This window comes from Cognaticolwellia aestuarii (genome assembly GCF_002000025.1).
Classification (GTDB): domain Bacteria; phylum Pseudomonadota; class Gammaproteobacteria; order Enterobacterales; family Alteromonadaceae; genus Cognaticolwellia; species Cognaticolwellia aestuarii.
The window spans coordinates 592546-605868 of the sequence record NZ_MUZV01000001.1 but is presented as its reverse complement, the minus strand read 5'-3'; the positions used below and the strand labels follow the sequence as shown (position 1 = coordinate 605868).

Here is a 13323-nt window from a genome sequence, read left to right as displayed (position 1 = left end):
AGCCAGAGCCAGAGCCAGAGCCAGAGCCAGAGCCAGAGCCAGAGCCAGAGCCAGAGCCAGAGCCAGAGCCAGAGCCAGAGCCAGAGCCAGAGCCAGAGCCAGAGCCAGAGAAGAAAATTGGTTTTTTTGCGCGCTTAAAGCAAGGCCTAACCAAGACAAGACAAAATCTTGGTGGGGGACTATTTAGCCTATTTCGTGGCAAGAAAATTGATGATGAGCTCTTTGAAGAACTTGAAACACATTTATTGCTAGCGGATGTGGGGGTTGAAACCACAACAAGAATTATCGATTCATTAACGGAGTCAGCATCACGTCAACAATTAAAAGATGCCGACGCACTATACGATTTATTAAAAGCCGAGTTAAAGAAAATAATTGAGCCAGTGAGTCAACCACTCGTGATCAAGTCAACTGATGGCCCTTTTGTTATTTTAATGGTCGGTGTCAATGGTGTTGGTAAAACAACAACTATAGGTAAATTGGCGAAACAATTTCAAGCGGAAGGTAAGTCAGTCATGCTAGCGGCAGGCGATACTTTCCGTGCTGCAGCTGTTGAACAGTTACAAGTATGGGGCGAGCGGAATGATATTCCAGTTATTGCTCAACATACTGGCGCAGACAGTGCTTCGGTTATTTTTGATGCGATTAGTGCGGCAAAATCACGTGGCATTGATGTATTAATTGCTGATACAGCAGGGCGATTACAAAATAAAAATCACCTGATGGAAGAGCTGAAAAAAGTGGTTCGAGTGATGAAAAAGCTTGATGTACATGCGCCGCATGAGGTGATGTTAACACTTGATGCTGGTACCGGGCAAAATGCTTTGAGCCAAACAAAGTTATTTAATGAAGCGGTGGGCTTAACGGGCTTAACGTTAACAAAACTTGATGGAACAGCCAAAGGTGGTGTTGTTTTTGCAGTCGCAGATAAGCATGCTATTCCTATTCGCTACTTAGGTGTTGGTGAAGGTATTGATGATTTACGTCCATTTGATGGTAATGACTTTATTGATGCGCTGTTTACGCACGAAGCACCAGAAGAATAATACGACTTATGATTCGATTTAATAACGTTAGTAAAACTTACCCTGGCGGATTTTTAGCACTGAAACAAGTGAGTTTTGCTATTGCCGCCGGTGAAATGGCGTTTTTAACAGGTCACTCAGGTGCGGGTAAAAGTACGTTATTGAAACTGATGAGTATGATGGAAAAGCCTAGCGCTGGTAGTATTGAAATTAATGGTAGCGAGCTATCAACCATTAAATATCAGCAAATACCTTATGTGCGCCGTGGTATTGGTATGATATTTCAGAACCATAACTTGTTATTAGATCGAACGGTATTCGACAATGTTGCTTTACCACTCATTATTGAAGGCTATAGCCATAAGGAAACTCGTAAGCGAGTTGAGGCGGCGCTTGATAAAGTGCACTTGTCGAGTAAATTAAAATGCTTTCCGAATATGCTTTCTGGTGGTGAACAGCAACGTGTTGGTATAGCACGGGCAATTGTAAATAAACCCCCGATACTATTAGCGGATGAGCCTACGGGTAATTTGGATCCTAAATTGTCTTTAGATATTATTAGGTTATTTGAAGAGTTCAATGATATGGGCGTTAGTGTGTTAATTGCCACCCATGACTTAGGATTAATTGCTCGGATGAAATATCGTACGTTGACGTTAAAACAAGGTCATATGATCACTGATGGCATTGTCGATGGTTTGCAGGCAGCAGGTGATTTAAGTGCAAACTAATTTTAGCCGTCAAAGTAAGCACCAGCTAGGTTGGACCGGGCGCATTACTGCGCGAGTTATTCGTCATTTACAACAGGCGATAGGTAGCTTAGGAGATTTATGGCGTACGCCGTTTACGTCGGTGATGACAGTTTTAGTGTTAGGCATTAGTTTAACTTTACCGGCTACATTGCACCTTTTTGTGAAAAATACGCAAATGGTTACTGAGCAGTGGAACTCTGCCTCGGAAATCACACTGTTCTTAAAACTATCAACAGCTGATAAATCAGCTCAAAATCTTGTACAACGTATTAAGCTTTATCCTGAGGTGGAAAACGTTGTCTACATCTCTGCTGAACAAGCATTAACAGAATTTAAAGTGAGCTCTGGTTTTGGCCAAGCGCTAGAATATTTGGATGAAAACCCATTACCTGCTACCTTGTTAGTAACACCTAGTAAGCGCTTTAGCCAGGTTCAAGCTGCTCGTGAATTGTTACTTAAATTAGAGCAAGAGCGAGGCGTCGACCAAGGTAAACTTGATCTTGAATGGTTAACTCGTTTACAAGCCATGGCAGCGCTAATTGAAGATGTGGTAATAGCAATCGCGGTGTTGTTGTGCTTGTCGGTGGTTTTAATTATTGGCAATACTATTCGCTTAGCAATTTTAAATCAAAAAGATGCTATTGCTGTGATGAAATTGGTGGGCGCAACAGATAGCTTTATTCAACGCCCATTTCTATATGCCGGAGTTTGGTATGGCGTGCTTGGTGGTTTTGTCGCGAGTATTTGTGTCGCTATTTTAGCGAGTTATATTTCTGGAGCCTTAGGGCAGTTAACCGACCTTTATCAAAGTCAGTTTGTTTTATCTGGCTTATCCTTTGCTGAATTAATGGTTTTACAGCTTTTGGCTATTGGTTTAGGCTTATTAGGGAGCTTTATCTCTGTACGCCAACATATACGCGCTATTGAGCCAACAGCTGATTAAAGTGTGCAATATAACTCATCGATAGAAGTACTTAGCTCTACTCTTGTAACATTTCATCAGCCCAAGTAATTGCTTGGGTATGCGTGATAAAGCACTGCTCATGACTGAGTGCTAATTGTTCAATTAGTAAATCACTTGCTTGCCAATGGCCCATTTCAATATTTTTAGCTAGATTCAGGTAATGGGCAAGGTAGTTGTCATTAGTGATTAATGCCTGCTTGATATCGGTATGCACAGGCAATATATCTAAGAGTGTGATTAACGTTTGATCTAAAATTCCATCAATAGAAGATAAAAGACCGGTTAAAAATGCTTTCGGTGGATTTTCTTGGTTTTTCTGAAATAAAGAAATATCTTCACAAAATTTTGCTCTTATTAATGATAAGCGTATGATTTCAGATGGTTTGTCTTGGTTAAGATCCGCTAAAGCTAATAGGGCAATAAATTTTTTTAATTCTACATCACCAATATATATTAACGCATGTTTTAATGAGGTTATTTCCTGGCTTCTTCCATAGCAAGGATTATTGATAAATCGCAATAATTTATAAGTTAAGCCTGGATCTGAGCTAAAAATATTGCCCATAGTGTCAAAGTCTAATTGCTCATCATTGGCATGGCCGATCAATGCTAATATTTTTTGCTTAGCACTGGTAACTTTCTTTTGTTTAAGCATTTCAGGTCTTGCAAAGAAATAGCCCTGAAATAAGCTAAAGCCAAGTAACTTTGTTTGTTCAAACTGCTGAGCTGTTTCAACTTTCTCAGCCAATAACGTTATTTTCGTATGGTTTAATGAGCGAACAAATCTACTGATCTCAAGCATTGAATAGGCTAAAACATCTATTTTCAAAATACTGATATAGGGGAAAAAACGTTGCCATTTTGGATCAAAGTCATAGTCATCTAAGGCAAGTTGGTAACCTTTTTCAGATAGCTGCTTACATGCTAATAGCAAGGCATCACTTGCTGAAACATCTTCTAATATTTCTATAACAACTTTGCTTGGATCTAGGAAACTTGGAAAATCGTTAATCAGCGTATTAGAATGAAAATTGATATAGGCGGGCAGGTCATTAGTGATATTTTCTACGCCTAAAGTTAAGTGATTATTACTTAATATATTGGATGTAGCTTGATCGGGGTCTATATCTGGACAACAGTTGTTTTCACCCTCTCTAAAGAGTAACTCATACGCAACCACATTTTGATTTAAATCTAATATCGGTTGTCGGGCAATAAATGAATACATAACACCTCTAACTTAATGCCGCCATAATGAATTTTAATAAGCGAAACTTTAATACTTATATATCTTATGGTGATATTTTACAACTCGCTATGACATAAAACCGTCACATTAAGATAGTAAACTAACTTTTAATGATTGTTCATGGTTATGTATTTTAAGAAAATTTTTTAATGAGTGACAAAGTTTAACAAATTATTCATCGAAAAGTTGAAAGAGGGTGTTGTTTCCCCCTGTCTTCTAAGCTACTGTTGGCGTATAAAGTCGTGATGGTAGGGAATTTGTGTTACTATTGCGAGCTAGGTTAGATTAGATAGAGGAGTTTTTAAATGAGTGAATCAATGCAATCAATGCAATCAATGGCGTTAACTGTTCCACAAAGTGGCAGCATTGAGGCATACGTGCAATCAGCTTATAGCATTCCTATGCTAACCGCTGAAAAGGAGCATGAGTTAGCAACTCGTTTATATTCTGAAAATGATTTAAAAGCGGCGCAAGAATTAATTATGTCGCATCTTCGTTTTGTTATTCATGTTGCTAAAGGTTATGCCGGATATGGCTTGCCACAAGCTGATTTAATTCAAGAGGGCAATGTTGGCTTAATGAAAGCTGTTAAGCGCTTTAACCCTGAAGTCGGTGTTCGCTTAGTTTCTTTTGCTGTTCATTGGATTAAAGCTGAAATTCATGAGTTTGTGCTTAAAAACTGGCGCATTGTCAAAGTGGCAACCACTAAGGCACAACGAAAATTATTTTTTAACCTACGCAAAAACAAAAAACGTTTAGGTTGGTTTAGCAATGATGAAGTTAACAATGTTGCTGAAACTTTAGGTGTAAGTACCAAAGATGTTTTGGAAATGGAATCTCGTATGAGTAACCAAGACCAAGCCTTTGAATTATCAACTGACGATGATGATAATGCTAGTGCGAGCTCATATTCTCCTGCCCAGTACTTAGAAGATAAGCAATCTGATCTTGCAACTGAGGTTGAAGACTCAAATTGGGAGCAGCACGCTAATAAACGCTTAAGCAATGCGTTGGTCAGCCTTGATGAGCGTAGCCAAGATATTATTCGTACGCGTTGGTTACATGACGATAAATCGACTCTACAAGAGTTAGCGAATAAGTATGAAATATCAGCAGAGCGTGTTCGTCAGCTTGAGAAAAATGCCCTTGCTAAGCTTAAAGGTGCAATGGCAGTATAATATTGTTACTTTTCAAAAAAAACCGGCTTTTGCCGGTTTTTTTATCAATAAAATTTGTTTTGATTCGCTTTATAAGCTCAGTTAATAGAATGAAAAAAGCACTTTGATCTCTCGTGAGCCATTACATTGAGACAGCGAGTGTATGGGTATTGTTCTGACAGTATTTTTTTATTGTGTAAAATATAGACAATGACCTTGAATAAGGTCTAGCCAAAAAATTATATTTTGTTAGACTAGCCGTACAAAAATAATACTAATAATAATAATAAATGGAATTTCCATCATGGAACCGAAGGCGAAGGAAAATATTCATGCGATACGGCAACACCCCAAATTAAAATCGCTACTGAAAAAATATCGTCAACTTAAAAGCATGCAATCTGGTTTACTGCAACTGTCTGAATTAGCCAGTGCTGTGACCGATATGGATGCATTTTATCATGCGCTTGAATCGGTAATTAAAACTTTAATGGTTACTGATAGCTTTCATATTGCGCTGCTCAATAGCTCGGATGAGTTACAATTGGCCTACTGTCATAATCCAGTAGAAATGCGTTTACGCGAGCACGTTGATTTAGCTAACTGGCGAAAAAGCCTGACCGGTTTAGTGTTATTGCGTCAACAACCAATGCACTGCTCAGAAAAACAACGTATGGCTTTAGCTAAAGCAAATGAAATTATTTTATATGGCTCAGAATGTGTTGATTGGCTTGGTGTACCGTTAAAACGGGGCAAACAAGTTATTGGTGTTATTGCTTTACAAAGTTATGATGAAAAGCTTTATTTTTCTGAGCGAGACTGCCAAATATTAGAATTTATTGCTGAGCACCTAGTAACTGCAATAGATCGCGTACGAAGTCGAGAATTATTAGAATCGAGTATTCGTCAGCGCACGTTAAAACTGACTCAAACAAACCAGCAATTACAACGTGAAATTGTTGAGCGGCAATTAGCGGTTAAAACTCATCGAGTATTACTGAATATTTCGGAGTTAACGGCAAAATCACAAGCTATTGAAAATTTCTATCAAGCTTTACACCAAGAGATCAATAAGTTATTGCCTGCTAAGAATTTTTATATTGCCTTATTATCAGATGATAAAACTGAATTGGAATTTCCTTATCACTGTGATGAACAGTTACCGCAACCCGAAACCCGAAAGCTTAGTAATGGTTTGTCAGAGTTAGCTATCAAAAAAGCAAAACCGATCTTGTTGAGTGACAGAATGGTCTACACTTTAGCGTCTCAAGGTGAAGTTACAAAGTCTGCTTTTACGCAGTATTATCCAGAACGTCAATTACCTAAAGCTTGGTTAGCAGCCCCTTTATCTGATCAGGGAGAAGTTTTTGGTGTTATCGCGATACAGCATTATCAAGATGAGTTAGCTTATCAGAGTAAAGATCTTGAGCTGATGCGTTACGTGAGTCATCATATTTCTGTTGAGATTTTACGACAAAGAGCGCAACAACGAGCACTGCAAAGCCACGAAGCACTTGAGAAAATGATCAATAAGCGTACTCAAGAGCTACAAGCAACCAACTTGAACTTACGCATGCAAATTGAAGAGCGTCGAAAAGCGGAAGCTCGCCTATATCATGAAGCGCATCACGATGCGTTAACTCAATTACCTAATAGAGCCATGTTTGCCGATCGCTTAACTTATTCCATTCGGCATTTAAAGCGACATCCCAATCAACGGTTTGCCGTTTTGTTCATTGATTTAGATCGTTTTAAGATGATTAATGACACCCTAGGCCATCATGCTGGAGATCAATTCTTAATTGAAATATCTAAGCGTCTACGCGCTTGTGTGCGTGATAATGATATTTTAGCCAGGCTGGGTGGTGATGAGTTCGTTGTACTTTTAGATTCATTACAATCATTGGAAGATGTTGAGGAAATTACCTCTCGTATTATTGACTCAATTGCGCAACCTTTTGAACTTGATGGTCATACTTTGTACTCTAATGCCAGTATCGGCATCGCTCAAAGCCGAGTCAGTTACAAAGACGCTAACGAAATATTGCGTGATGCTGATGCTGCAATGTATCAGGCTAAAAGTTTAGGACGAGGCCGTTATGTGTTTTTTGATGACAGTATGCGTGAGCAACTTATCGCTAGCATGACACTTGAGCAAGAATTAAGGCAAGCAATACAAAGTAAACAGTTTGAATTACATTATCAGAAAATTTCAGATTTGAATTCAACAAAAGCGCTTGGCTTTGAAGTACTGTTACGTTGGCAACATCCAACAAAAGGTTTGCTGACCCCGAGTGAGTTTCTTTTTATGGCCGAAGAAACCGGTATGATTTTAGAGATTGAAACCTGGGTCATTGAAGAGGTTTGTCTACAATTAAAGCTTTGGAAGCAGTCAGAAGAATATAAACATACCTATATTGGGGTTAATTTATCTGGTCGACATTTAACCCAAGCGAATCAATTGGCAAAATTAATTAATTTAATTAGCGTTAACACTATTGAACCTGAGCGGCTGATTTTAGAGTTTAATGAATCGGCTTTCGCCCGACATACTGAATTAGCTTTGAAAGGCCTACGAAAACTGAAGGAATTTGGTGTCAAATTGGCATTAGATGATTATGGTGCGGGTTTATCATCTTTTAACTTTTTACATAGTTATCCGTTTGAGTTTATTAAACTCGATCGAAGCTTTGTGCGTAGCTTAAATCATAATGAGAAAAATTTGTCATTAGTTAAAGCCTTGCATGAATTGGGAACAAACTTTGGCTATCGATTAGTGGCAGAAGGTATTGAGTCTGAAGCTATGCTTCAAAAGTTACAGCATGTTGGTTGTGAATTTGGTCAAGGCTATCATATTAGCCGACCTGCAAAAATAGTTAAGGCTAAAATAGCAGATAATGTGATAGAGATGTATCGAGCATAACGTTGGCTCGATAGCGTTACCCTTTATGGAAGAAACCTTCAACGCGAAAGGCGATGCCCGGTGTTGTGTGATAGTTTTCTTGCTCTGGAAATTCAAGAAAAGGTTCTATTTCAAAAAATAGCCACTCTCGCAAGGCGTTGAAACGATAACGATAGCCTAAGGTGTATTTATCAACAACGAAACCTCGTGCACCATTACGCTCGCCTTCAGCTTGAAAGCTTAATACTGTTGCGGTTGTGTGATTGATTTGATTAAGTTTATAAAAACCGTGTTTCCAGCGTATGCCGCTAAACTCTGCCGAGCCTCGAATACTATAATTAACTCGAAATAGAGATTTATGATCTAATTGATAATCATACTCCAATAATAATTTGGCAGCTAAACCCTCGTCTAAGTAATAATATAGTGATGGCTCGAATAAAAAGCTTTGCTGTTCACTGATATCAAAGCGGCGTTTGTGCTTTGCTCTTACAAAAATGTCACCACCGGAAATACCTAAACGATAATTCATTAAGCGGCTGTCGCTTTTATCTTCGGTGTAGTTAAGGGCCAAAGAAAACTTTTCATCTTCGGTTTTAGAATTCGTGTTGGCAGACTCGAGTGGTAAATTATTCAGCTCTTCGTCATCTTCGTCTGATAATACAACACTGACCTTATCTTGCAGGTGCGGTAATTTAACCCGCACTCGAAAGCGGGGTTTAACTTCACTCCAATCGCGACTTTTTGGCAGCCAAGCAAAACGAATTTTTGCTGTGGTTTTTGGGCTTTGCTGTTCACTGCCATCTGCGATAAAAAAACTATCAAACCATTGCGCAGATTGATAAACGGAATTGGAAACTGTTTCATGCAATCCCTGCATCCAGTGATCATCTTTTTCTTCAGCGGTTTGTTTTGCTTCTTGTGACGTGTAAGCTTGAGCTGAATTTGCGAATGCAAAGTAAAAGAACACTAGGCAAATACGCCAATAACACTTATTTTTACAATACATTTTTATCAAAATTTGTTTTACCTCATTATTTAGCATATCAGTTGGTGATTTTTTTTCTATAAACTTTATAATGAAATCAATTAAATTATAGGGGATTTTTATGGGCGGTATAGGTATTTGGCAATTATTAATTGTCGCAGTGATTATTGTGTTGTTGTTTGGTACGAAAAAACTCCGTAATTTGGGCTCTGATCTGGGTTCTGCAGTTAAGGGTTTTAAAAGTGCGGTAACAGATGAAACAGCAAAAAAAGAAGCCGATTCAGCTAGCGATGATAGCTTAACGGATAAATCAGTAGAGCAGAGTAAAGTTGCTGAAAAAGAAAAAGATCAAGCCTAATGTTTGATATTGGTTTTTGGGAACTACTTTTAATCGCTATTATTGGCCTAGTCGTTTTAGGTCCTGAACGATTGCCTGTAGCGATTCGTACCGTGCGAAACTGGATAAGTAGTATTCGCAGCTTTAGTGAGGGAGTCAAAAATGAACTTACCGAAGAACTGCGTATCCAAGAGCTGCATGCAAATTTAAAAAAAGCCGAGCAGACAGGTATGAAAGACTTGTCGCCGGAAGTTGCTGCTTCAGTACAATCATTAAAAGAAGCCGCTGAAATGGTAAATAAACCATATCAAAGCGCTGAAAAAACAACTGACTCAGCAGAGACAGTTGCACAGCTCGCTGATAATCAAAATGAAAAGCAGGGTAAATGAGTTCAACAGTTAAGCAAAATTACACCTTATTTGATCATTTGTTGGAACTGAGAACACGATTATTACATGCGGTATTAGGCGTGTTAGTTGTTTTTTGTTCATTGGTCTATTTTACTCAAGATATTTATCAATATGTGGCACAACCCCTGCTGACCGTTATGCCAGCGGATACGCAAATGATTGCTACTGATGTAGCATCACCTTTTTTTACACCCTTTAAACTCACAATTGTTATCTCTATCTTTGTTGCGATGCCTTATATTTTGTATCAATTGTGGTCGTTTATTGCCCCAGGTTTATATAAGAATGAAAAGCGTTTAATTGCGCCACTAATGTTTGGTAGCACAGTACTTTTTTATGCCGGTATTGCTTTTGCGTACTATGTGGTATTTCCGGTGGTATTTGCCTTCTTTTCTTCGGTAGCACCCGATGGTGTAACTATTGCGACAGACATCAGCAGCTATTTAGATTTTGTTTTAAAATTGTTCTTTGCTTTTGGTGTCGCTTTTGAGATCCCAATTGCGATTATATTAATGTGTTGGACAGGGGTTACTAGCCCAGACAGTTTACGCGCTAAACGTCCTTATATTGTGGTTGCTGCATTTGTTGTGGGGATGCTATTAACACCGCCTGATATTATTTCTCAAACCATGCTGGCAGTACCTATGTTACTGTTATTTGAATTAGGCATTATTATCGCATCGCTTTATTACCGAGCCGATGAAGATGAAGAATCAGAACCAAAGGAAGAACAATAATGAAAAAAACACCTATAATATCGTTAATTATGTTGGGTTTGCTGTCATTAACGACACAAGCAGAGTCACTTAACGATGGTTTGATCAATTGTACAAAAATCACTAATAGCTCCGCGCGGTTAAGTTGCTTTGATAAATTAGCTAGCGTAGTGACCAGCTCAAATATATCAATCGAAAAATCGACTACAACGGTATCGACAGCCAAAGCGAGTGTTGCTGCACCGAGACCTACACCAACTCCTAGCCCTGTTGTGGATAAAGTTGCTAACTTTGGTTTAGAACATATAGAAAAGCCTAATAAATCTGATGAAGACGCTGAAATAGTTTTCGTTATTGCTAGCTTAAAGAAAGATCCTTATGGTAAATATCGATTCACTTTTGAAAACGGACAACAATGGAAACAAACGGATAGTAGTCGACTAAAAGTTAGAGTGGGTGAAAGTGTCGTGTTGAGAAAGGGCTTTATGGATTCAATATTTTTGAAACAAAATAAGGCGGATTCAAATAAAGAAATTCGCGTTAAACGTCTTAAATAAAAAGCACGGGTAGCTTAGCTTTGATTGATGTTGGGGTTAACTTAACTAATTCACGTTTTGATAAAGATCGCGCCGAGGTTTTGGCGCGGGCTAAAGAAGCGAATATTCGTGCGATGTTAGTCACAGGTACTAATATTGAAGAAAGCAAACAGGCGATATTACAGTGCCGCCAAAATCCTAATTATTTATATTGTACCGCTGGTATACACCCGCATGATGCAGATCAAGCCGATAAAGATTATCTTGAAACCTTATACCAGTTAGCAGAAAATAATTGTGTTAGGGCGATTGGCGAATGTGGTTTAGATTTCAATCGTAACTTTTCGACAGCAGAAAATCAGACTCGTGTATTTCAAGGGCAAGTTGAATTAGCACAACAGTTGAATTTACCGCTTTTTCTACATCAGCGAGATGCTTTTCAAGCCTGGTTTAAGATCTTAAAACCTTATCTCGATAAAGTCCCTGCTTTAGTTTCTCACTGTTTTACAGGCAATAAAAATGAACTACTGCAGTGTTTAGACGCAGGAATGTATATTGGTATTACAGGTTGGGTCTGTGACGAACGCCGTGGGCAGGCATTACGTGATATTGTGCCGTTAATTCCACTTGAGCGCTTGATGATTGAAACTGACGCGCCTTATTTGACGCCACGCACTATTCGCCCTAAACCTAAAAGTAGTCGAAATGAACCTAGTTATTTACCTTATGTTGTGAAGATGTTAGCTGAATTACTTGGTTGTAGTGAACTCGAATTAATCAATCAAACCACTAACAATAGCGCAAAAGTATTTAATATAAGTGTTAACAATGGGTAGCTTATTTAGGCTTGTCGCTTTGAGCTTGATCGTGTTAGTTTTGCCGATCACTGTGCAGGCTGATGGTGAACACAGCGTTGCATTCGTTGAAGCTGAGATTGTTTTACCAATGCAGCCATATATTCAACAAATATTTATTGGTAGTGGCTTAATTCTGTCGTTAATGTGTTTTGCTTGGGCGCGTGCACTACGTAGTTACAGTATGGTTATTTTGGCAATATTTTTTGCCATAAAATCTTTTGGTATTTTGGTGAGCGGTGGCGTTTCATTGCTAACCTTATTCACTGAAAACCCTCAAATATTAAAAGTTGAGGGGCTGTTACTTGCTTGCTTGTCACACCTTATTCTTTTTGCTTTTACTATCAAGTTTTTCACGTTAAAAAAATTCGCAGCTACATCTTATCAATTACTGATACGCTTATCTTTCTTTATGGTGCTTGCTGTACCATTCGCTTATTTTTTTGCCCAAACATGTGTTTGGTTATTAACACAAATCTTAGTTAGTATGAGTTTGATTGCACTATTGTATGCCGTTAGGCAGGTTCAAGAGCAGCGCTTATCGACGATATTTTCATTAACGCTTTTAGTCCCGTTAAGCTTTAATTTTATTAATTATTTACTGCATTATTGGCAGTTTTCTGCTCAATTAATTAACGGTCTTGATATGTTAGCTTTTTGGCTGATGGCGATTATGGTTACCTATTTAATGGGCCGTAAGTACTATTATCACTTACGTGATGAAAGGTTAGCTCAGCAACAAGTTTTAGCAAGTGCAAAAGCCTCTGAGCTTGCACAGCAAAAATTATTGGCACTTCAAGAAGAAAGCCAAGAACAATTGGAAAGTCGGGTACAAGAAAGAACCTTAGAATTAAATATTGCCTTGCAAGAGCTTGAGGCAGTCAATCAAGCATTAAAAGAAAAGAACACCTTAGACGAATTATCTGGGCTTTATAATCGCCGCTATTACGATGAAAAAATTCTGGCAGAATTTAGACGTAGTCGCCGAAATTTAACGCCATTGAGTATTATTTTAATTGATATCGACCATTTTAAGCTAGTTAATGATAGTTATGGTCACTTAACTGGTGACAAGTGCATAGTAGAAGTTGCTAAGAGAATTAAATCTTTATTACGTCGAAGTTCTGATGTTGGCTGTCGTTATGGTGGTGAAGAGTTTTGTTTAATACTGCCTGAAACAGACGCGCAAGGTGCATTGGCTTTAGCGCAAGATATTTGTCAAAGTACTAATAAACAACAATTTATTGATGATGATATTGTTATTGATTTAACAGTAAGCTGTGGTGTTGCAACCTATCAACAAGAGCAAGGTGTGACACCTGAGATTATTTTCGCCAGTGCAGATAAAGCACTATATAAAGCTAAGCAAGCAGGTCGAAATCAAGTGCAAGTAAGCTTGCTGAGTGAAACCTAAACCATGATAGGAAATGAGT

General features: G+C 38.4%; 13 protein-coding genes. 11 read left to right on the top strand and 2 right to left on the bottom strand.

Annotation, left to right across the window (positions count from 1 at the left end; genetic code table 11):
- The 3 genes from ftsY to ftsX all read left to right on the top strand — a co-directional run.
- Nucleotides 1-1046, top strand: a 1046-nt coding sequence (gene ftsY, locus B0169_RS02700) for a signal recognition particle-docking protein FtsY (protein ID WP_143323465.1), incomplete at its 5' end; no start/stop codon positions are given.
- An 8-nt stretch (nucleotides 1047-1054) separates the two neighbouring features.
- Nucleotides 1055-1756 (top strand): cell division ATP-binding protein FtsE, encoded by a 702-nt coding sequence (ftsE, locus tag B0169_RS02695; RefSeq protein WP_077284392.1) that lies wholly within the window; start codon nucleotides 1055-1057, stop codon nucleotides 1754-1756.
- The gene (gene ftsX, locus B0169_RS02690; RefSeq protein WP_077284391.1) at nucleotides 1746-2720 is read left to right on the top strand and encodes a permease-like cell division protein FtsX; all 975 of its coding nucleotides are present in this window, start codon (nucleotides 1746-1748) and stop codon (nucleotides 2718-2720) included. Before ftsE ends, ftsX begins: the two co-directional genes overlap by 11 nt.
- A 37-nt stretch (nucleotides 2721-2757) precedes the next feature.
- On the opposite strand, the gene B0169_RS02685 is transcribed toward ftsX, so the two are convergent.
- Nucleotides 2758-3969, bottom strand: a complete 1212-nt coding sequence (locus B0169_RS02685; RefSeq protein ID WP_077284390.1) for an EAL and HDOD domain-containing protein — start codon at nucleotides 3967-3969, stop codon at nucleotides 2758-2760.
- Nucleotides 3970-4295: 326 nt separating this feature from the next.
- Here B0169_RS02685 and rpoH point away from each other — a divergent pair, with 326 nt between their 5' ends.
- On the top strand, nucleotides 4296-5168 hold the full coding sequence (gene rpoH / locus B0169_RS02680; protein ID WP_077284389.1) for an RNA polymerase sigma factor RpoH: 873 nt from the start codon (nucleotides 4296-4298) through the stop codon (nucleotides 5166-5168).
- A 283-nt stretch (nucleotides 5169-5451) separates the two neighbouring features.
- The gene (locus tag B0169_RS02675) at nucleotides 5452-8070 is read left to right on the top strand and encodes a sensor domain-containing phosphodiesterase (RefSeq protein WP_077284388.1); all 2619 of its coding nucleotides are present in this window, start codon (nucleotides 5452-5454) and stop codon (nucleotides 8068-8070) included.
- A 16-nt stretch (nucleotides 8071-8086) separates the two neighbouring features.
- Here the strand turns inward: B0169_RS02675 and B0169_RS02670 are convergent, their stop codons facing one another.
- Complete coding sequence (locus B0169_RS02670; protein ID WP_143323441.1) at nucleotides 8087-9019, bottom strand: hypothetical protein; 933 nt, start codon at nucleotides 9017-9019, stop codon at nucleotides 8087-8089.
- 139 nt (nucleotides 9020-9158) lie between these two features.
- Between B0169_RS02670 and tatA the strand changes: the two genes are divergently transcribed.
- Genes tatA through B0169_RS19490 form a run of 6 tightly spaced genes read left to right on the top strand, consistent with a single transcriptional unit; the run spans nucleotide 9159 to nucleotide 13304 of the window.
- Entirely contained in the window at nucleotides 9159-9395 is a 237-nt protein-coding gene (gene tatA, locus B0169_RS02665) for a Sec-independent protein translocase subunit TatA (protein ID WP_077284386.1), read from the top strand.
- Nucleotides 9395-9763: a Sec-independent protein translocase protein TatB gene (gene tatB / locus B0169_RS02660; protein ID WP_077284385.1), complete on the top strand. Its 369-nt coding sequence runs from the start codon at nucleotides 9395-9397 to the stop codon at nucleotides 9761-9763. Before tatA ends, tatB begins: the two co-directional genes overlap by 1 nt.
- The gene (tatC, locus tag B0169_RS02655) at nucleotides 9760-10521 is read left to right on the top strand and encodes a twin-arginine translocase subunit TatC (RefSeq protein WP_077284384.1); all 762 of its coding nucleotides are present in this window, start codon (nucleotides 9760-9762) and stop codon (nucleotides 10519-10521) included. The genes tatB and tatC overlap by 4 nt, the downstream gene beginning before the upstream one ends.
- Nucleotides 10521-11057 (top strand): hypothetical protein, encoded by a 537-nt coding sequence (locus tag B0169_RS02650; protein WP_077284383.1) that lies wholly within the window; start codon nucleotides 10521-10523, stop codon nucleotides 11055-11057. Before tatC ends, B0169_RS02650 begins: the two co-directional genes overlap by 1 nt.
- 20 nt (nucleotides 11058-11077) lie before the next feature.
- Nucleotides 11078-11872, top strand: a complete 795-nt coding sequence (locus tag B0169_RS02645) for a TatD family hydrolase (protein WP_077284382.1) — start codon at nucleotides 11078-11080, stop codon at nucleotides 11870-11872.
- Nucleotides 11865-13304, top strand: a complete 1440-nt coding sequence (locus B0169_RS19490) for a sensor domain-containing diguanylate cyclase (protein WP_235838443.1) — start codon at nucleotides 11865-11867, stop codon at nucleotides 13302-13304. Before B0169_RS02645 ends, B0169_RS19490 begins: the two co-directional genes overlap by 8 nt.
- The last annotated feature ends 19 nt before the right edge of the window (nucleotides 13305-13323 follow it).

Coding starts and splice junctions, on each gene's coding strand:
- ftsE (WP_077284392.1), top strand. CDS start 1,055: ATGATTCGATTTAATAACGTTAGTAAAACTTACCCTGGCGGATTTTTA.
- B0169_RS02685 (WP_077284390.1), bottom strand. CDS start 3,969: ATGTATTCATTTATTGCCCGACAACCGATATTAGATTTAAATCAAAAT.
- rpoH (WP_077284389.1), top strand. CDS start 4,296: ATGAGTGAATCAATGCAATCAATGCAATCAATGGCGTTAACTGTTCCA.
- B0169_RS02675 (WP_077284388.1), top strand. CDS start 5,452: ATGGAACCGAAGGCGAAGGAAAATATTCATGCGATACGGCAACACCCC.
- tatA (WP_077284386.1), top strand. CDS start 9,159: ATGGGCGGTATAGGTATTTGGCAATTATTAATTGTCGCAGTGATTATT.
- tatB (WP_077284385.1), top strand. CDS start 9,395: ATGTTTGATATTGGTTTTTGGGAACTACTTTTAATCGCTATTATTGGC.
- tatC (WP_077284384.1), top strand. CDS start 9,760: ATGAGTTCAACAGTTAAGCAAAATTACACCTTATTTGATCATTTGTTG.
- B0169_RS02650 (WP_077284383.1), top strand. CDS start 10,521: ATGAAAAAAACACCTATAATATCGTTAATTATGTTGGGTTTGCTGTCA.
- B0169_RS19490 (WP_235838443.1), top strand. CDS start 11,865: ATGGGTAGCTTATTTAGGCTTGTCGCTTTGAGCTTGATCGTGTTAGTT.